Origin of the sequence: Pseudomonas sp. EpS/L25, from assembly GCF_001512295.1 — a bacterium.
Lineage (GTDB): Bacteria > Pseudomonadota > Gammaproteobacteria > Pseudomonadales > Pseudomonadaceae > Chryseomonas.
Window position 1 is genome coordinate 573947 of sequence record NZ_LNUP01000015.1, and the last position, 19132, is coordinate 593078.

Annotated in this window: 17 protein-coding genes; 11 read left to right on the plus strand and 6 right to left on the minus strand. The window is 66.3% G+C overall.

What is annotated here, in order from left to right; genetic code table 11:
* The first annotated feature begins 246 nt into the window (after positions 1 to 246).
* From AR540_RS19185 to AR540_RS19215, 8 genes are all read left to right on the plus strand, one after another.
* Positions 247 to 1194, plus strand: a complete 948-nt coding sequence (locus tag AR540_RS19185) for a bestrophin family protein (RefSeq protein WP_059231050.1) — start codon at positions 247 to 249, stop codon at positions 1192 to 1194.
* A 482-nt stretch (positions 1195 to 1676) separates the two neighbouring features.
* Complete coding sequence (locus AR540_RS19190; protein WP_059231051.1) at positions 1677 to 2981, plus strand: MFS transporter; 1305 nt, start codon at positions 1677 to 1679, stop codon at positions 2979 to 2981.
* Between the two features lies 1 nt (position 2982).
* Entirely contained in the window at positions 2983 to 4086 is a 1104-nt protein-coding gene (locus AR540_RS19195) for a metallophosphoesterase family protein (RefSeq protein ID WP_059231052.1), read from the plus strand.
* Between the two features lie 50 nt (positions 4087 to 4136).
* Complete coding sequence (locus tag AR540_RS19200) at positions 4137 to 5402, plus strand: arsenic transporter (RefSeq protein ID WP_059231054.1); 1266 nt, start codon at positions 4137 to 4139, stop codon at positions 5400 to 5402.
* Between the two features lie 77 nt (positions 5403 to 5479).
* Complete coding sequence (locus AR540_RS19205) at positions 5480 to 6013, plus strand: cytochrome b (protein WP_059231055.1); 534 nt, start codon at positions 5480 to 5482, stop codon at positions 6011 to 6013.
* A gap of 358 nt (positions 6014 to 6371) precedes the next feature.
* Positions 6372 to 6854, plus strand: coding sequence for an ImmA/IrrE family metallo-endopeptidase (locus AR540_RS24960; RefSeq protein WP_082707050.1), 483 nt, complete (start codon positions 6372 to 6374; stop codon positions 6852 to 6854).
* A 946-nt stretch (positions 6855 to 7800) separates the two neighbouring features.
* Positions 7801 to 10233 carry a glucan 1,4-alpha-glucosidase gene (locus tag AR540_RS19210; RefSeq protein WP_059231058.1) on the plus strand — a complete coding sequence of 811 codons (2433 nt, stop codon included), beginning with the start codon at positions 7801 to 7803 and terminating at the stop codon, positions 10231 to 10233.
* A 419-nt stretch (positions 10234 to 10652) separates the two neighbouring features.
* On the plus strand, positions 10653 to 11798 hold the full coding sequence (locus tag AR540_RS19215; protein ID WP_059231060.1) for an acyltransferase family protein: 1146 nt from the start codon (positions 10653 to 10655) through the stop codon (positions 11796 to 11798).
* Here the strand turns inward: AR540_RS19215 and AR540_RS19220 are convergent.
* From AR540_RS19220 to AR540_RS19230, 3 genes are all read right to left on the minus strand, one after another.
* Positions 11725 to 12630 carry an NAD-dependent protein deacetylase gene (locus tag AR540_RS19220; RefSeq protein WP_059231063.1) on the minus strand — a complete coding sequence of 302 codons (906 nt, stop codon included), beginning with the start codon at positions 12628 to 12630 and terminating at the stop codon, positions 11725 to 11727. The genes AR540_RS19215 and AR540_RS19220 overlap by 74 nt on opposite strands.
* Before the next feature lie 105 nt (positions 12631 to 12735).
* On the minus strand, positions 12736 to 13185 hold the full coding sequence (locus tag AR540_RS19225) for a GyrI-like domain-containing protein (RefSeq protein WP_059231065.1): 450 nt from the start codon (positions 13183 to 13185) through the stop codon (positions 12736 to 12738).
* Positions 13186 to 13294: 109 nt separating this feature from the next.
* Complete coding sequence (locus AR540_RS19230; protein WP_059231067.1) at positions 13295 to 13894, minus strand: TetR/AcrR family transcriptional regulator; 600 nt, start codon at positions 13892 to 13894, stop codon at positions 13295 to 13297.
* 72 nt (positions 13895 to 13966) lie between these two features.
* Here AR540_RS19230 and bdcA point away from each other — a divergent pair, with 72 nt between their 5' ends.
* Positions 13967 to 14680: an SDR family oxidoreductase gene (gene bdcA, locus AR540_RS19235; protein ID WP_059231068.1), complete on the plus strand. Its 714-nt coding sequence runs from the start codon at positions 13967 to 13969 to the stop codon at positions 14678 to 14680.
* Between the two features lie 78 nt (positions 14681 to 14758).
* On the opposite strand, the gene AR540_RS19240 is transcribed toward bdcA, so the two are convergent.
* Positions 14759 to 16021: an Hsp70 family protein gene (locus AR540_RS19240; protein WP_059231070.1), complete on the minus strand. Its 1263-nt coding sequence runs from the start codon at positions 16019 to 16021 to the stop codon at positions 14759 to 14761.
* Positions 16022 to 16151: 130 nt separating this feature from the next.
* Between AR540_RS19240 and AR540_RS19245 the strand changes: the two genes are divergently transcribed.
* On the plus strand, positions 16152 to 16907 hold the full coding sequence (locus AR540_RS19245) for a CPBP family intramembrane glutamic endopeptidase (protein WP_059231604.1): 756 nt from the start codon (positions 16152 to 16154) through the stop codon (positions 16905 to 16907).
* Here AR540_RS19245 and AR540_RS19250 read toward each other — a convergent pair.
* A complete protein-coding gene (locus AR540_RS19250; RefSeq protein ID WP_059231072.1) occupies positions 16892 to 17329 on the minus strand; it encodes a thiol-disulfide oxidoreductase DCC family protein in 438 nt (145 codons plus the stop codon). The genes AR540_RS19245 and AR540_RS19250 overlap by 16 nt on opposite strands.
* Positions 17330 to 17567: 238 nt before the next feature.
* On the opposite strand from AR540_RS19250, the gene AR540_RS19255 reads away from it, so the two are divergent.
* Positions 17568 to 18365 carry an SDR family NAD(P)-dependent oxidoreductase gene (locus AR540_RS19255; RefSeq protein ID WP_059231074.1) on the plus strand — a complete coding sequence of 266 codons (798 nt, stop codon included), beginning with the start codon at positions 17568 to 17570 and terminating at the stop codon, positions 18363 to 18365.
* Here AR540_RS19255 and AR540_RS19260 read toward each other — a convergent pair.
* Positions 18362 to 19096, minus strand: a complete 735-nt coding sequence (locus AR540_RS19260; RefSeq protein WP_059231076.1) for a DUF502 domain-containing protein — start codon at positions 19094 to 19096, stop codon at positions 18362 to 18364. The two genes, AR540_RS19255 and AR540_RS19260, sit on opposite strands and share 4 nt — an antisense overlap.
* Between the last annotated feature and the right edge of the window lie 36 nt (positions 19097 to 19132).

The following is a 19132-nucleotide window of genomic DNA, read 5'->3' on the forward strand; positions in this document are numbered from 1 at the left end:
GACGGTCGCCGTCGCGCAGAATCCCTGTCCAGAGCCTTGGGACAGCGGTGGCAGGCTCTAGTCCGGCACTTTGCCATGATCCGTCGGTCGCTCTGGATTAAGTTTGACTTAATAACCGCCGACTAGTCTCGCGAACAGGTTGCATTCTCAGGAGGAGGGCGGCGGCGGGTCGCTACCCGCTGTGCGATAGCAGGCCAGCACGGGCAACCACGAATCGAGAGTCCGCGTCGTCGTCCGGAGAGCCTGATGTCCAGTCCGATTTCCCTCCGCTCCATCCAGAAGAAGGTGCAGTTCCTGCGCACCACCTTCAGCTATGTCGGCTGGTCGCTGTTCGGCCTGTTCCTCTGGGACGTGGCGGTCACGGTGGATGCCATGCTGTTCGTCGACGAGCGCTTCGATCTGCCGCTGACCCCCCTGACCCTGCTGTGCTCGGCGCTGGTGGTGCTGATCAGCTTTCGCAACAGCAGTGCCTATGGTCGCTGGTGGGAGGCACGGACCCTGTGGGGGGCCATGGTCAACAGTTCGCGCAGCTTCGGTCGCCAGGTGCTGACCCTGATCGACGACCCGGGCAACGCCCAGAACCGGGTCAAGGCGGTGCTGCTGCGCCGCCACATGGGCTACCTGCACGCCTTGCGCGCCCAGCTCAAACGCCAGGACCCGGCCGCGGCTGCGGCGCCCTATCTGGCCCGCCACGAACTGGCGCTGGCCGAGGGCAGCCTCAACTTCGCCAACGATATCCTCGCCGGTACCGCCGAGCTGATCGCCAGCGAATACCGCCAGGGCCGGCTGGATAGCATCCGTCTGGCACGGCTGGAGCAGACCCTGGTGGACATGTCCAACTGGCAGGGCGGCATGGAGCGCATCGCCAACACGCCCTTGCCTTATCCCTACGTCTGCTTTCCGCAGCTGTTCAGCTTCCTGTTCTGCATCGCCATGCCGCTGGGGCTGGTCTCGACCCTGGGTTGGTTCACCCCGCTGGTATCCACCGTGGTTGGCTTCATGCTGCTAGCCCTGGAGCGCATCGGCAGCGATCTGCAAGCGCCCTTCGCCGACAGTCAGCACCAGATCACCATGGACAAGCTGTGCGCCACCATCGAAGCCAATCTGCTGTCGATGCTGCGCCCTCGCAGCGAAGAGGGCATGGCCGTGGTGCTGGCCCAGAGGGAAGCCGGGCCGGCCCGCCAGGTGGCCTGAGAGCCTGGTCGAAATCTGCTGCGCGTCGGCCAAACTGCGTTGAAAATGCCCTGGGTCGCCAGCCCCGCCTGGGCGGCCCCGTCGCAATGCTCATTTACCACTCGTAAACCCGAGCGCGGGTCCGATCCGCTTCCTCAGCCCTTTTTTTGCCTTGTTTGGCTCTAGCTCGCTAGATTTTGAACAGGCTCTGAGGCTGCCAGGCGACGGACGGCGGCAACGCGGGCGGCGCCTGGCGGCGGCGGGTGGGCAGGGCGCGTCGAAAGCTGGAAAGCGCCGTGACAGACAGATTCTTTGCGGGTGGCACGGCACTAGCACCGCTTCGCTCCTGTCACATTTTGCAACCTCCCCTGGCAGCGGCGGTTTGCCATGACGTACCGGCCTTGCGGCACGTCGCGGACGAGCCGGGGCGAGGCGTGCCACAGGGTGCAGGTCCAGCGGACATCACCCGGGCGACCCCCAACCCTCGCTACGGATGCCCGCTCATGTCAGAGACCCGTTCCCCGGCCGCCGGGACCGGCGCCGAACCCTCGCGTCGCGCTCGTCATGCCCTGGATGCCCTGAACTTCACCCTGGCCGACGTCCGCGACGGCCTGGGGCCCTACCTCGCCATCTACCTGATCGCCGTGCGCGGCCCGGGGGAAGGCTGGAACGAGGCCACCGCCGGTTTCATCATGACCCTGGCCGGCATCGCCGGCCTGATCGCCCAGACCCCGGCCGGTGCCCTGATCGACCGTACTCGCCACAAACGCCTGATGGTCGGCCTCGCCGCCTTGCTGGTGACGGTCTGCAGCCTGATGCTGCCTTTCGTTTCCAACTTCTACGTGGTGGCCGCCACCCAGTCGCTGGCCCATGCCGCGGCGGCGATCTTCGCCCCGGCGCTGGCGGCCATCACCCTGGGCATCGTCGGGCCCAAGGCCTTCACCCGGCACATCGGCCGCAACGAGGGCTTCAACCACGCCGGCAACGCCGTCTCGGCGGCGCTGGCGGGTGGCCTGGCCTATTTCTTCGGTCCCACCGTGGTGTTCTGGCTGATGGCGCTGCTGGCCGCGGCCTCCATCGTCGCCATCGTCCGGGTGCCCCAGGACGAGATCGATGATGACCTGGCCCAGGGGCTGGGTGACGAAGTCGGTGCCCGCGATGCCAAGCCGGTGTCGGCCTGGCAGGCGCTGCTGGCCAATCGCAAGCTGCAACTGCTGGCGCTGCTGGCCGCCATCTTCCACCTGGCCAATGCCGCCATGCTGACCTCGGTCGGCCAGCAGCTGACCCATATCGTCGGCAAGGACAGCGCCACCTCGCTGGTGGCCGTCTGCATCGTCGCCGCCCAGTGCGTGATGGTGCCGGTGGCCATCCTGGTGGGGCGCAAGGCCGACGTCTTCGGCCGCAAGCCGATCTTTCTCTTCGCCTTCGCCGTGCTGGCGATCCGCGGGGTGCTCTACACCTTCTCCGACAGCCCCTACTACCTGGTGGCGGTGCAACTGCTCGACGGCGTCGGCGCCGGGATCTATGGCGCCCTGATGCCGGTGATCGTCGCCGACCTCACCCGCGGCTCGGGGCGCTTCAACGTCAGCCAGGGTGCCATCGCCACGGCCCAGGGCCTGGGCGCCGCCATCAGCGCCACCATCGCCGGGGTGATCATCGTCCGCTTCGGCTACGGCGCGGCCTTCACCACCCTGGCGGCCATCGCCGCGGTGGGTTTCGTGCTCTATCTGCTGCTGATGCCGGAGACCCGGGACGAGCAGCTTGGCAGGCGTTCGGCGCGCTCGACCGGTTCGGTGGTGGGGGGCTGAGATGGCACGCTCGACCGATTTCCTTGCCTTCGCCCATATCGGTGACCTGCACCTGACCACCGCCGAGGCGGACAACGCCCGGGACCTGCGGACCATCCTGCAGCGGCTGCGCGAGCGGCAGGAGCTGGACTTCGTCTTCCTGCCCGGCGACAACGCCGACAACGGTACGCCAGAGCAGTACCGACTGCTGCGCCAGGCGCTGGCCGACTTTCCCCTGCCGGTAGCGGTGATCACCGGCGATCACGACATGGAAGGCGGTGACCTGGGGCCCTTCTATGCCGTATTGCAGGTGCCGCGGCTGCCCTACGGCAAAGACGTGGGTGGCCTGCGCTGCCTGTTCCTCGACATGTGCGGCCCCGGCAGCGGCGGCCCGGACTTCCGCCTGGGTGCCGAGCAGGTCCAGTGGCTGGAGCGGGAACTGCTGGCGGCCACCCGCCAGGAGCGCCAGTGCGTGGTCTTCATGCACAGCTATCCGGCGGACCTGCGCGGGCCCGGCGAGGCGGAACGGGTGGCGCGCCTGCTGCACGAAGGTCCGGTGCGCCTGGTGGAAATCGGCCACACGCACTACAACGAGCTGGCTCATGATGGCGGCGCGCTCTACGCCGCCTGCCGCTCCACCGGCCAGATCGAGGAAGGCGGTGCAGGCTTCGCCCTGGTCACCGTCGATGGCCAGGCGGTGAGTTGGCGCTTTCGCGAGTTGCACGAAGAGGGGCCCTGGGTGCAGATTACCGCGCCCGGCGATGTCCGGCTGAACGCGGCCGGTGCGGTCGAGGGCGACGACTGTCGCGCGCTGGTGCTGGCCGCGGCAGCGGTGGACAGCTGCGAATGGCGCGCTGACGAGGGGCCCTGGTGGCTGATGCAGCCGTTGGGCGAAGGTCGCTATCGTGGCGACCGGCCGGTGCCCGCAGGCACTCGGTGCCTGCAGGTCCGCGTTCGGGATGTCCAGGGTGGGGAGGACCGCGACGAGGTCACGCTGCTGGGTGAGCGCCCGGCGCTCGCTGCCCCTGAGCACTGGGGCTCGGATCACAGTCAGCTGGGCGAATGGCCAGCCAAGGGCGTGCTGGGCACCCAGCTGGGGCCCAATCGCAATGGCCGCAAATGGTGAGACCGGCATCCGGCCGGTCTCGCGGATCGATTAGAAGGAACGCGTCCTAGATGGGGTTTCTCGGAGTTTCTCCTCACCTGCTGACCTGGATCATCGCCGGCCTGGCCACCCTCGGGGTGGTCACCCGGCCGTTCGGCCTGCCCGAGGCGCTGTTCGCCGTGGCCGGCGCGGTGCTGCTGGCCCTGTTCGGCCTGCTGTCGCTGGACGGTGTCTGGCATGGCATCGCCAAGGGCACCGACGTCTACCTGTTCCTCATCGGCATGATGCTGCTGGCCGAGATCGCGCGGAAGGAGGGGCTGTTCGACTGGGTCGCCGGTCATGCGGTACGGGCGGCCAAGGGCTCGGCGCTGCGGCTGTTCGCCCTGGTCTACGGCGTCGGCATCCTGGTCACGGTATTTCTCTCCAACGACGCCTGCGCGGTGGTGCTGACCCCGGCGGTCTACTACGCCACCCGTGCGGCCCAGGTGAAGAATCCGCTGCCCTATCTGTTCTCCTGCGCCTTCATCGCCAACGCGGCGAGCTTCGTGCTGCCGATCTCCAACCCGGCCAATCTGGTGGTCTTCGCCGAGCACATGCCGGAGCTGGGCCGCTGGCTGGCGCTGTTCACCCTGCCGTCGATCCTGGCCATCGCCGCGACCTTCCTGGCCCTCTGGGCGACCCAGGCCAAGGTCCTGCGCGCCGAGCGGCTATCGGAGGGGGGCGCGGTGGACGCCCTGCCCACCACCGGGCGGATCGCCGGCTGCGGTCTGATCCTGACCATCTTGGTGCTGCTCGGCGCCTCGGCGCTGGACTTGGAGCTGGGCCTGCCGACCTTTCTCGCCGGCTTCGCCACCTTCCTGGTGGTGGCCTGCAAGCGCGGCGGCGGCCTGGAGCTGCTCAAGCACATCTCCTGGGGCGTCTTGCCATTGGTGGCCGGGCTGTTCGTGCTGGTAGAGGCGCTGGAGACGACGGGGGTGCTGAAACTGCTGGCCGGCCAGCTCCAGGCCGCCGCCCAGGCGACCCCGGAGCACGCCGCCTGGGGCGCCGGCCTGCTGGTGGCCTTCGGCAGCAACCTGGTCAACAACCTGCCGGCCGGGCTACTGGCCGGGGCGGCGGTGCAAGCCGCCCATGTCTCGGAAAAGATCGCCGGCGCCGTGCTGATCGGCATCGACCTCGGCCCCAACCTGTCCATCACCGGCTCCCTGGCGACCCTGCTGTGGCTGGCCGCGCTACGCCGGGAAGGGCTGTCGGTGAGCTTCTGGCAATTCCTCAAGCTGGGCACGGTGGTGATGATTCCGGCGCTGCTGTTGGCGCTGGCCGCGCTTATCCATCTCTGACGGACGGTCCGCAGGTGTAGCGGCTTTGCCCCTGCGCCTGGGGCACTATCAGGGTTCGTCCGCTGCGGAGCATCGCCATGGTCATCGCTCGCTACACCGGTTGCGCCCAGGCGCTGCACTGGCTGACCGTCGCCCTGCTGTGCCTGCTGTTGCCCTTCGTCTGGGTGGCGGAAAACTTCCCGCCCGGGCCGGTGCGCACCCTTTGGTACTTGCTGCACGAATCCACCGGGATCTCGGTGTTCCTGCTGGTGCTGATCCGCCTGACCTGGCGCTGGCGACATCCGGCGCCACCGGCTAACCCCCGTGATGGCCGCCTGCTGCGGCTGCTGGCCGGCCTCAACCACGGCCTGCTCTATGCGGTGCTGCTGCTGATGCCGGTGACCGGCTACCTGATGGCCGGCCAGGGGCAGCCGGTGCCGGTGTTCGGGTTGTTTTCCCTGCCGGGTTTTCCCCGTCATGAAGCCCTCGGCATCCTCGCCAATCGCATCCATGTGGCGGGTCAGTTCGCCGTCTATGGTCTGGTGATCCTGCACGTAGCGGCGGTGGTCTGGCATGTGGCGATCCGCCGGGACGGGACGCTGGAGCGCATGTTGCCCGAGCAGCGGCCCTGAGGCGCTGGGTTTGGCTCCCCCTCCAGCTTGAGCCCATCTCCGGAGGCTTCGACCGCTCGCTGTTGGCGCCGAATTCGTTCACGATTTCTTTAAGAAACAGTAAGTTAGCTTTCATTGGATGAGGGCTGATATTCGTTAAATGGGCAGATTAGCCATGAGGCTATGGGATGGATAGGTCTGGTGCTAAAGAAGGTCAGGGGGTTGCTAAGCATTACCTTTTTCTGTAATTTTATACAGTATTTTGGTTGGCGTAGAACGCCAAATTTGGTATGTGTCAATAGAAAATTGACCCGTAGCCTTGACTTGTGCAGAATCGCCCCGCATTTTGATCAGCTAGCAACCGATATTAGGAGGTCGAATGGAGTACCGTACTGCAAACGATGTCCTTCAAAAGTATTGGGATGGGTGTCTGCCGGTAAACCCACGAGCTATTGCTGAAGCTATGGGTATAGAGGTTGAGGCGCTTACGCCTTTTAACCAAGAAACTTGGCGCCCAAATGAAAGCGGTCACTATTCTTATCGCGAAGGTAATCCGCTAATTACTTATAACTCTTTGGATGCTCCCGTTCGGCAGCGATTCACCATTGCGCACGAAATTGGTCATCATGTTCATGGTGATTTGGACGCACCAAGAGATACATCTGAGCAGTTCAGCTCAAAAGCTCGTGATCCGAAAGAAGTCGCTGCGAACAGATTTGCCGCTGCCTTACTCATGCCTGCTGCCTTGGTAAAGCATCTTGTGCTAGAGAAAAGAATAACGGACTTGTCTAGTTTGGCGAGAACTTTTGGTGTCTCAACTGCTGCGATGGAATTTAGGCTTAAGGCAATTGGGCTTTTATGAACGGCACTCATGACGATCTATCTCAGGGTGAGGCAGAGAATCAAGGGTTAATTAGTGACTACCTCCGAAGGGAGGCTTGGAGATTTCGCTGGGAAAAGCGGCTAACCAACGTTACTGTGGGATTGGTTGTTGTCTTTTATCTAGCGCTGCTCGGCTTCGTTTTCTTGGGTAATGTTCGAATAAGTGCTGGTTTTTGGTATTTTTTCGCTTCCGTGAGACCTCACTCTACAGGTGATATTCCTATCATAGTGTCGCTTTCGACTGTGCCGACATTGCTGCTCATCGCGCTGCTAAGATATTTTCATCACCGGCCTAAATCTGATCAGGATGATCTGCAAGCGCCTCTTCCTATCAGTGTTGAGGCGGCTAAAGAAATAATAAAGGCCACGACTGATGCGATGAAATCGCCTTAGCTATCTTTAGTAATCTATTTTCCCTTGTAGTGGTTGTAAGTGGGTCCGTAATCTGGCGTTTGGCGTGATTCATGCTATATAATTTTCTTGTCTCTCTGGTTTTCTTGTTTAATAGAGTGCTCGCATGGGGCTATGCCGTCACGATCACATAAAGCGGCTGCCCCACATGTTTTATAAACCCTATTGCTAGTCTGATGTTTCAGAAGTCATCTACACAATGCTGGCGGCGCTTTTTCGGCCGCAGCGGCGGACCGTCTGGTCGGCGTTGCCACTCCTCGCCATAGCCCTGCTATGGCTCCTCACAGCGCCTGGCCCATCGGGGCGCCGAACCGACCAGAATCACTCGCCAATTCTTGTGCGAACTTCTGAAACACCATGCTAAGGCTGGATTTATATCTGCTACCAGGCCGGCAACCGGCGTGAGACGCAGGCAGAACGGCACCTGGGAAAAATCCGACTAGTCTTACGAGCAGAGGGCCAAGAGCCCTCTGTCCTGCGACTTTCGGCATAACCAGAACAAGGCCCGACCGCCCATGCCCGTACGCTTCGTCCGTCCGCTGCTGTGTTCCGCTAGCTGTCTGCTCACCCCTCTGGCGTCTGCCCTGGACGCCCCCGGCGCACCCGGCGCCGCTCCCTTCTGGTCCTACTCCGGCAAGACCGGCATCGGCACCAGCTACGAGGCCTATCGCGACGGCGCCTACAGTGACCAGGCCAGTACCGGCCGCGTGTCGCGGGTGTGGTTCTCCCTGGCCCAGGGCGTGGTCACCGAGACCATGCAGGGGCTCATCCACCAGGCGCAGCTGCGCGAGCTGCAACTGGTGATCCGCGGCCCCGACTTCACCCACCTGGAACGCGACGACACCGACAGTCGCCTCGAGTACCTGGCCACCGACGCCGCCGGCCGGCCCACCTCCCTGGCCTACAGGATCGTCAATCGCGACCGCCAGGGCCGCTACGAGATCGAGAAGCACGTCTTCACCGACCCGGACCAGGACACCCTGGTCATGCGCGTCATCTTTCGCAGCCAGGACCCGCGCATCCAGCCCTATCTCTATGTCGATCCGGCGCTGGCCAACAGCGGCAGCCACGACCGTGCGGCGGTGAAGGGCGCGGTGCTCTACGCCAGCGAAGGCGAGCACGCCCTGGTGGTGAAGGCCAGCCAGCCCCTGCAGACGCCCACCGTGGGCTTCGTCGGTGCCTCCGATGGCCTCGACGACCTGCGTCGCAACGGCAAGCTGACCCAACTCTACGGCAGCACCGGCGACCAGGCCGGCAATGTCGCCCTGCTGGCCAAGCTGCCGCTCAAGGGCGCCGAGACCACCCTGGACGTGGTGGTGGGCTTCGGAGCCAATCCGCGCCAGGCCGAGGCGGCGGCGGATGCCACCCTGGCCCGCGGTTATCAAAAGGTGCTGGCCCACTACAACGGCGAAGGCGACGCCATCGGCTGGCAGGACTACCTGGCCAGCCTCGACCAGCTGCCGCGCCTGCAGGCCCAGGCCGGCGACGGCGGCAAGCTGGTCAACGCCAGCGCCCTGGTGCTCAAGGCCCAGGAGGACAAGACCCACGCCGGCGCCCTGATCGCCTCGCTGTCCAATCCCTGGGGCGAGACGGTGCCGGCGGCCAAGGGCACCACCGGCTACAAGGCGGTCTGGCCGCGGGACTTCTACCAGTGCGCCATGGCGCTGCTGGCGCTGGGCGATCGGCAGACGCCCAAGGTCGCCTTCAGCTACCTCAAGCAGGTGCAGGTGGACGCCAACACCGCGCACAAGCCGGCCGACAACTCGGCCTTCATCCACCAGCAGAAGCAGGGCGACGAGGTTCGCGCAGCTGGCGCTACCGGCTGGTTCCTGCAGAAGACCCACGTCGACGGCACCATCGAATGGGTGGGCGTGCAACTCGACCAGACCGCCATGCCGATCATGCTCGGCTATCGCCTCTGGCAAGGCGGCCTCTTGGGCGATGCCGAGATCGATCGCTGGTATCGCGACATGCTCAGGCCCGCGGCGGATTTCCTCGCCCGTGACAGCCAGGTCAACCTGGGCTGGAACACCTGGCAGGTCAAGCCGCCGCAGACCCAGCAGGAGCGCTGGGAAGAGCAGTGGGGCTATTCGCCGTCCACCACCGCGGCGGTGATCGCCGGTCTCGCCACGGCCAGCGAACTGGCGCGCCATGCCGGCGACGAGGCCAATGCCAGCCGCTACCGCGACACCGCCCGGCGCTATTCCGGCCAGGTGGAAAAGACCATGGCCACCACCCAGGGCAGCCTGGGCGCCGGCAACTACTACCTGCGCATCACCCAGAACGCCGACCCGAACGACAAGGGCAAGCTGGTGGACAACAACAGCCGTCCGGGCCTGCCGGAAGACCAGGTGCTGGACGCTGGCTTCCTCGAACTGGTGCGCTATGGGGTGCGTCCCGCCAGCGATCCCCTGGTACAGAAGAGCCTGGCGGTACTGGACGACGAAGGCCTGCCGGAGAATCTGAGGGTCAAGTACAGCTTCCAGTACCCCGGGGTGACGGGCACCTTCCCCGGCTGGCGGCGCTACGGCAACGACGGCTATGGCGAGAGCGAGACCTCGGGCATCAATTTCCCGGCTACCGAGCAGCCGGTGCCCAACTCCGGCCTGCGCGGCCGGGTCTGGCCGATCTTCACCGGCGAACGTGGCCACTACGAGCTGGCGCGCCTGGCCCTGCAGGGCAAGCCGGATGCGGCAGCGCTGGGCAAGTTGCGGAACACCTACGTCCGCGGCCTGGAGCTGTTCGCCAACGCCGGCCTGATGCTGCCCGAGCAGGTCTGGGACGGCGTGGGCGACAACCGGCGCCACGGCTACACCAAGGGGCAGGGCACCGATTCGGCGACCCCGCTGGCCTGGTCCCATGCCGAGTACGTCAAGCTGCTGCGCTCCCTGGCGGACGGCCAGGTGTGGGATCACTACCCGTTGGTAGCACGGGCACTGGCGCCCTGAGATAAGCCGGGACGCAAGAGCTACCCTGGTGGCCAATGCGGCCTTTTCGGCAGCGAGTGCAGCCGAAAAGGCCGCATTGGCCAGCGTCGAGATCGGATTGCCTGCTCTCGACCACGGACGCCGACGAACGGCATGCAGCTGTGAAGTTGCATGCCAGAGCCGCGGGCGACGACCAGCGAAGCGTCGAACCCGAGGGAACGCCTGTAACAAGACTTGTCTGATAGGCGTTCTCGCGCTTTGCTGAGGCAGCGGATCCTTCCGCTCGCCGCTGTTCTCCTCTCTTTCCGGTCCCTCTGCCCTCGGTCGCGTACCGCGCGGTAGCGTGCCCGGCTGTCGCGCTTTTCCCTCGCTCGCTCCGGCGACCGCTTTGGCGGTCTGGGGGCGGGTCTTTGCCGGTTTCTGTCAAGAAGGTCACGGATATGACTGACGTCGCTCTCCCCATCGCCCTCTACCTGGGCACCCTGGTGCTGCTGGCCTTCGCCCTGCGCCGCAGCCCGCTGCTCACCGAGGAGACCCTGGCGCGCTCCTCGCCGCTGGATGCCCTGCGTGGCATCCTCGCCACCGCCGTAGTCTGCCTGCATTTCGTGCTGACCTATCACCTCAAGGCCGAGGGCCAGTGGCGCGAACCCGACAGCATCCTGCTCTACAACCTGGGTGTGGTACCGGTCTCGCTGTTCTTCATGATTACCGGCTACCTGTTCTTCGGAAAGGTCTATCGCCGCACGCCGGACTGGGGCGAGCTGCTGAGATCGCGGGTGCTGCGGGTGATGCCGCTGTATCTCTGCGTGGTGGCCGTGGTGGTGCTCTTCACCCTGATCCGCACCCACTTCGTCATCGCCGACGGCCAGCACTTCATGCTCGAGCTGCTCAGTTGGGAGCTGTTCTCCGGTTTCAGTCTCAACGGTTTGGAAGAGAGCGGCTGGATGACCGCCGGCGCCCACTGGACGCTGCGCTACGAGGCGCTGTTCTATCTGGCGCTGCCGATCATCGCCGCGCTGTTCAATCGCCGTGGCTTCGGGTTGCCGCTGCTGGTCTCGACGCTGTTGGTGGCTGGCCTGGTCGCCGCCGGCTATCACTACCATGTGCTGGGTGCCCGCTTCGGTCTGCTGTTCCTGCTGGGTTTCCTGCCGGTGTTCGTCAAGGTCCATCGGCCGGCGCTGATGGCCTGGCTGCGCACGCCCCTGGTGGCGGCGCTGTCGCTGGCGCTGGTGGGCTACGCCATGACCCAGCCGGACTACAGTCTCAAGCAGATGCTGGCGCTGGCCTTGCCCTTCGCCGCCATGGCCGCCGGCAACGATCTCTTCGGTGTGCTGCGCAGTCGCGGGCTCAAGGTGCTGGGCGAGATCAGCTACAGCCTTTATCTGACCCACGGCCTGCTGCTCTATGGCCTCTTCACCCTGCTGAACCTGGGCTCGGTCGAGGTCCTGGGCACGGCCGGCTTCATGGCACTGCTGCCGCCGGTGCTGGTGCTCGCCTGCCTGCTGTCGATGCTCAGCTACCGCTGGATCGAGCGTCCGCTGATGCATCTGGGCCGGGCGCCGCGGCCTCGCGAAGTGCCGGCGTAAGGCGCGTTCGCGGCGCACTCGGGGGCTCCAGCAAAAAGGCCAGGGCCTGGGCACAGGAAGCCTCCACCTTGAGCGTCAGCAGGTCGTCCGCGCGGGTACGGCCATAGCCCAGGGCGGCGATGGGGAGGCCGGCGCGGGCGGCGGCCTGGGCGAAGCGAAAGCCGGAATAGACCATCAGCGAGGAGCCTACCACCAGCAGCGCATCGGCACGGCCCAGGTGGGCGAAGGCGCGTTCCACCCGCGCACCGGGTACGTGTTCGCCAAAGAACACCACGTCCGGCTTGAGCAGGGCGCCGCAGCGCGGGCAGTCGGGTACGCGGAAACTCATGAAATCCACGCCTTCCAGATCGGCATCGCCATCCGGGGCGGTAGCCGCGTCCAGCTGCAGCCAGTCGCCATTGAGTTCGCCCAGCCATTGCTGGAATTCCTGGCGCGGCAGGCGCAGCTCGCAACCCAGGCAGCGGATCTGGTCGAGGCGGCCGTGCAGGTCGATCACCGCCTCGCTGCCAGCGGCCTGGTGCAGGCGATCGACGTTCTGGGTCAGCAGCATCTCCACCTGGCCGCGCCGCTCCAGGGCCGCCAGGGCCTGGTGGGTGGCGTTGGGGCGGGCCTGGCAGAAGCGCGGCCAGCCGATCAGGCTGCGCGCCCAGTAGCGGCGGCGCAGCAGGTCGTCGCCGACGAAGGCCTGCAGGGTGACCGGTTGCGGGCGCTTCCAGGCGCCGTCGCGGTCGCGGTAGTCGGGAATACCGGAATCGGTGCTGCAACCGGCACCGGTGAGCAGAAAGATCCGCTCGTGCCGGGCGATGAAGGACTGGAGCTCGGGCAGGGACATCGTGCACCTAGGGTTGCGGGCGATATCCCCAGCTTGGAAAGGCTCAGGTCGCGAGGCAAGCCGCAGCTGACGAACGTCCTGTCCGCCAGGCGGCGCTTCACCGCTCTAGTACACCGGCACGTAGATGTAGATCTGCGAATCCTGGGCATCCACCCCGGTGAAGGCCTCGGTGTAGTGCTCGAAGCAGGCGCCCGGACGGGGTTGCAGGCCGCGCGCCGGCAGCAGCTCGGCGAACAGCCGGCCGAGGCTCTTGGCCACGCTGGGCGCGGTGCCCAAATGCACGTAGCGGGCATAGCGGCCTTCCGGCAGTTCCTGGCGCACCATGCCGGCGGGCAGGGGCGCGCCCGGCGCGGTGGCCACCGCGGCCAGGTAGTGCATGGCGCCGGCCTGGCGCCAGCTCAGGCCATACCATTCGGCGTCGCCTTCACGGCCGGTGATTTCCCCGGCGCGGTCGGCGAAGCGCCGCCAGAGGGCGGCGATGTCTTCGCCCTGGCCAGGCTCGAACAGCAGACCGGTCACTTCCAGGGCGGGATGGTCGACGATTTCCAGCGACATGGGACAGACTCTCTCGAAGATGCGATGAAGGCCGCCACCTTACTCCAGCGGCGCCTCGCGGTCAGCCTGGGCGGCCGTCGGACTAAAGGTCGCAGCCGTCAGCGCGTGCTCACCCATCTGCGGCAAGCGCCTGGGTCAGCGCCAGGCCCGCCAGGCGCGCGCTGGCCAGCAGCCGCTCCAGACTCTGCCCATGCCGGGCACTGGCGGAGAGCCCGGCCATGGTGGTGATGACGAAGTCGGCTAGCTCCTGCGCACGCTGCGGTTGGCAGGCGGCGATATGGGTGCGGATGAGCGTCTGGGCCGCCTGGTGATGCCGGTCGGCTGCCGCGCGGGCCTGGGGATCGTCGCAGTGGGTACCCTCCAGCACCAGGCAGCCGGTCGCGCTGGGGTCGGCCGCATAGCTGCGCGCCGCCTCTTCCAGCACCTGGGTCAGAGCCACCGCCAGGGATTGCTCGGCCTCCAGAATCTCCCGTAGCAGCAGGGCGCCTGTCGAGATGTAGCGCTCGAGCACCCGCTCGTACAGTTCGAGTTTGCTGCCGAAGGCCGCGTAGAAGCTCGGCGGCCTGATCCCGAGCGCCTGGGTCAGAACGGCGACACTCACCCCGTCGTAGCCCTTTTCATGGAACAGGCGCTGGGCCTGGGCAATCGCCTCGTCCGGATCGAAGCGGCGTGGTCGACCACGAGGTGCGGATTTATTTGTAGTGCTCATTACAAAAATACTTTGACAGGGGCCGGGATAGGCTTATTGTAGCATTCACTACATTAATCAGGAGGCAGGCTCATGACGAATTTCGCAGGTAGGAAGGTGTTGGTGCTGGGCGGCAGTCGCGGAATAGGTGCCGCCATCGTGCGGCGCTTCGCCGCCGAGGGCGCCCAGGTGACCTTCACCTACGCCAGCTCCAGGGACGCTGCCCAGGCGTTGGCCGCGGAAACCGGTAGCACCGCCGAGATGACCGACAGCGCCGACCGCGATGCCGTCATCGCGCGGGTGCGCGCCAGCGGTCCCCTGGATGTGCTGGTGGTGAACTCCGGCGTCGCCCTCTTCGGCGATGCCCTGGAGCAGGACCCGGATGCCATCGACCGAATGTTCGGTATAAACATCCAGGCGCCCTATCACGCGGCGGTCGAGGCTGCGCGGCAGATGCCGGCGGGCGGGCGGATCATCGTGATCGGTTCGGTGAACGGCGACCGCATGCCGGTGCCCGGCCTGGCCGCCTATGCCGTGAGCAAGTCGGCCCTGCAGGGGCTGGCCCGCGGCCTGGCGCGGGATTTCGGACCCCGCGGCATTACCGTCAACGTGGTGCAGCCGGGTCCCATCGACACCGAGATGAATCCCGCCGATGGACCGCTGAAGGAACTGATGCACAGCTTCATGGCGATCAAGCGCCATGGCAGCGCCGAGGAGGTGGCCGGCATGGTGGCCTGGCTGGCCGGGCCCGAGGCGGGCTTCGTGACGGGCGCCATGCACACCATCGACGGTGCCTTCGGCGCCTGATGCTCCCCCGGCGAGCCGCCTCTGAGCGTTCGCACTCAGACGGCGTCCGCTCGGCCGGGACCTCTCCTCGCGGCAGCCTCAGCCGTAACGCTTGAACGCCTCGATGGCCAGGCCGTTGCCGATGTTGCCGAAACGGTCGCCGTCCACCAGGCGGGCGCCGGGGAAGCGCTTGGCCAGGGCCTGACGCAAGGCGGGGATGCCGCTGGAGCCACCGGTGAAGAACAGGCTGTCGACCCGCGCCGGATCGAGGTCGGCACGGGCCAGCAGATCGTCCACACCCCGGCTCAGACGTTCCAGCTGCAGGGCGATGGCGGCGTCGAACAGCGGGCGCTCCAGCTCGGCCGCCAGGCCGGTCTCGATGCGATCCAGCCGCAGGGTGCGGCGCCAGTCGTCGGTCAGGGCGATCTTGGCGTCTTCCACCTGGATCGCTAGCCAGTGGCCGGCGCGCTGTTCGATGAGCTTGAACAGCCGATCCATGCAGCGGCTGTCCTGGGCGTCGTATCTCATGTCGCGCAGGGCCAGCACGCTCTTCTTGGCGTAGACGGCATTGATGGTGTGCCAGGTCGCCAGGTTGATGTAGTGGCTGGTGGGCATGGTGGCGCCGCTCTTCATGGCGCTGCCGTAGCCCAGCAGCGGCATCACGCCCTCCAGGCTCAGCTGGCGGTCGAAGTCGGTACCGCCCACGTGCACGCCGCCGGTGGCGAGGATGTCGCCGGCACGGTCGTCCAGGTTGCGCCGCTCCGGGGCCAGACGCACCAGGGAGAAGTCCGAGGTACCGCCGCCGATGTCGACGATCAGCACCAGCTCCTCCCGCTCGATGCTGCGCTCGTAGTCGAAGGCGGCGGCCAGGGGTTCGAACTGGAAGGAGATGTCGTTGAAGCCCACCTGGCGCGCCACGGCGGCCAGGGTGTCCTCGGCCTCCTGGTCGGCGACCGGATCGTCGTCGACGAAGTGCACCGGGCGGCCCAGCACCACGGCGTCGAAGGCGCGATTTGCCTGTTCTTCGGCGCGCTGCTTGAGGGTGCCGAGGAACAGGCCGAGCACCTCGGTGAAGGGCAGGGCGCTGCCGAGAATGCTGGTCTCGCCCTTGAGCAGGCTGGAGCCGAGCAGGCTCTTGAGCGATCTCAGCAGGCGGCCTTCGTAGCCTTCCAGGTATTCGTGCAGCGCCTGGCGACCATAGGCCGGACGGCGCTCTTCGGCGTTGAAGAAGATCACCGAGGGCAGGGTGGCCTTGCCGTCTTCGAGGGGCAGCAGGACGTCACCCGAGGGCCGCAGCCAGCCGGCGGTGGAGTTGGAAGTGCCGAAGTCGAGGCCCAGGGCACGGGCGGGTTGAGCAGACATGTCAGGATCCGTAACGCGAGCAGCCGCGTAGTCTAGCCGAGACGCGCGAGCAGGCGAACCCTGGCCCGGTGCCAGCAACGCCGCACGAACCGCTAGACTGGCGGCTTTTCCGGACGGACTCCGCATGCCCATGCCGCGCTCTTCCTGCTGGTGGCGGTCGCTGCCGCCCCTGGCCCTGCTGCTGGGCGGTGCGCTCGGCGGGCTGGTCCAGCCCGTGGCACTGCTCTGTGGCGTGCTGTTCGTGGCGTGGATAGCGGCGCGGCCCTGTGTCGCACCCCGCGCCTGGCTACCGGTGACGCTGGTGATGGCAGTGCTGTTCGCCGCCCATCTCGTGCCAGGGTTCGTGGCCCTGCCGCTGGGGCCACCCCAGCACCTGGGCGGCTCCCAGCCCTGGCAACTGCGCCTGGCGCTGGAGAAGGCTTTGGTCGCCCTCGCCCTGTTGCTGGCCTGGTGGGGTACGCCAGTGGGGCCGTGGCGGGTGCGGCCGCTGCTGGCCACGGTCGGTCTGACCCTGGGCGGCGTACCCGGTCTCGCCCTGGCACTGGGTGTCCTTGGCTGGCAGCCGAAGTGGCCGGAGGGTCTGCTGGCGTGGCTGGCGATCAATCTGCTGGTGACCTGCCTGGCCGAAGAGCTGGTATTTCGCGCCTTCCTGCAACGCCGCCTCAGCGAGCGCCTTGGCATGCCCACGGGCCTGCTGCTGACCAGCCTGCTGTTCGGCCTCGCCCATCTACCCGCGGGCGCAGGCTTCGCGCTGCTGGCGGGTCTGGCCGGTGTGGGCTACGGGCTGGCCTTCCACTGCTCGGGCAATCGCCTGTGGCCAGCGCTGCTGCTGCACGGGGCGCTCAATACCCTGCACCTGCTGCTGCTGACCTATCCCTTGCGCTGATCCTCGCGACGCTGGTCCAGGGTGCAGACCTCGTCCTGGCAACGCCGGCTGCCCTCTGGATGAGGCAGCCAGGTCAGGCCTGGGCGCAGCTTGAGAAAGAACCGATAGCCCAATTCCAGGAAAGGCCGTAGCGGGCGCCAGGCCAGCGGTCGGGCCCAGCGTCCGAGTCCGGCGGTGCGCCAGCTCCAATAGGTGGCGTCCAGGCCCTTGAACCAGCGACCGTCCGCATCCCGGGCGTGCAGCAGGTCGAGCATGGCCTGGCGCGGTGGCGCATCGGCCGGGGCCTGGTAGTCCGGCGCGGCGAGGTCGACCAGGTGCAGGCGGCTCGGATCGGCATGACGCCGCAGCCAGGCGATCTCGCGGGCGCAGAGCGGACAGGCGCCATCGTGATAGAGGGTCAGGGGCAGGCGAGGTGCGTGCATCGTGATCTTCCTGAGGTCTTGCTATCTGGACCGGCGCGGCGAGTGAGCGTTGCGCTTTCCGCCGAACGGTAAGCGCAACGGCGTGCCGCCGCGAGTCGGAAACAGAGACGCTGCAAGAGCCTTTGCATCATCGCGCGAGCTGGAACCAGACCAGGCGTTTTCAACAGGGTTTGGCCGACGCGCAGCCGATTATGCAAAGGCTCCAAGGCACTGTACGCAATCAATGAACGAGGTGGCTATGGATCTGGGAATCAAGGGGCGCGTAGCCCTCATCACGGGGGCCAGCGGTGGCATGGGTTTGGCCACGGCCAAGCTGCTGGCCGAAGAGGGCGTCAAGCTGGTGCTGTCCGATCTGGAGCAGGACAAGCTGGCAGAGGCGGCCAAGGGCCTGCCGGGCGAGCCACTGCTGATCGCCGCCGACATGACCGACCAGGCTGCGGTGGACGAACTGGTGGAGCAGGGCGAGTCCCGCTTCGGCCAGATCGACATCGTGGTCCATACCGCGGGCGTAACCGGGGCCAAGGGCGATCCGCTGGAGCTGGAAGATGCCGACTACGAGGAGGCCTGGGCCACCGACTTCTTCTCCGCCGTGCGGGTCGCCCGGGCCGCCATTCCGCGCATGCGCAAGCGTGGCTGGGGTCGCTTCGTCTGCATCACCTCGGAAAACGCCGTGCAGCCCTATTGGGAAGAGGCCGTCTACAACGTGGCCAAGGCGGCCCTGGCCGCCTTCATCAAGAACCTGTCGTACAAGGAAGCCGCCCACGGTGTGCTGTGCAATACCGTCTCGCCGGCCTTCATCGAGACCGGCATGACCGATGGCATGATGGAAAAACGCGCGAAGGAGCTGGGTGTCTCCTTCGAGGAGGCCATCGAAAGCTTCCTCGACGAAGAGCGGCCGGGCATCGTGCAGAAGCGCCGCGGCAAGGTGGAAGAGGTCGCTGCGGCCATCGCCCTGCTGGTGTCCGAACGCGCCTCCTTCATCAACGGCAGCAACCTGCGCGTGGATGGGGGCTCGGTGCAGGCCGTGCAGAACTAGGACGGGCGGGGCGGCTCTTCGGCCGTCCCCTGTTCCTGCTGGCGGCGTACCGCCTCGTCCAGGGGGATGAATTCCACCTGGCGATCCTTGACCACCGGCGGCAGGGTGATGCCCATGGAAACGTAGATGCTGGTGAACATGTCGATGCCCATGTCCGCCGGTTTCACCCAGTCCACCGGTACATAGAGCAGCCCGCCGCCCACGGGTACCGGCGCCGAAGGTACCAGCACGGCGTGATAGTGGCGACCCTCGATATCGATCACCGCCGGATTGGGCAGCAGTGCCAGCACCGCCACGCCCTGGCCACCGAAGAAGCACCACACCGGACTCATGGCGCGGATGTCCGCCCCGCCTTCCTTGCGATCGAGCAATTCGACGAAGCGCTCGGCGAGACCATAGAGCTTGCCGAACACCGGAATGCGCCGGAACGTCACGTTGGCGAACCAGGCCAGCGGCCGGCGCAGGCCCAGCTTCACTGCTATGCCCAGTGGATAGAGCAGCACCAGCAGCACCAGGGTGCCGATGCCGTAGGCCGCCAGGGAGTTGCCGACGAAGGGATGTCCCACCGCTACGAACAACTGGCCGAGGGTGGTGTTGGGGCCGATCAAGCCATTGAGGAAGCTGACGATCCAGCCGATCAGGGCCAGGGTCAGCACCAGGGGCAGCAGAAGCAGCAGCCCGGCCAACCAGGTGGATACGATGCTTTCGAAACCACGACGAACGAAGGGCATGCAGGGACTCGATGGCTAAAGCGCCAGTCTACGCGA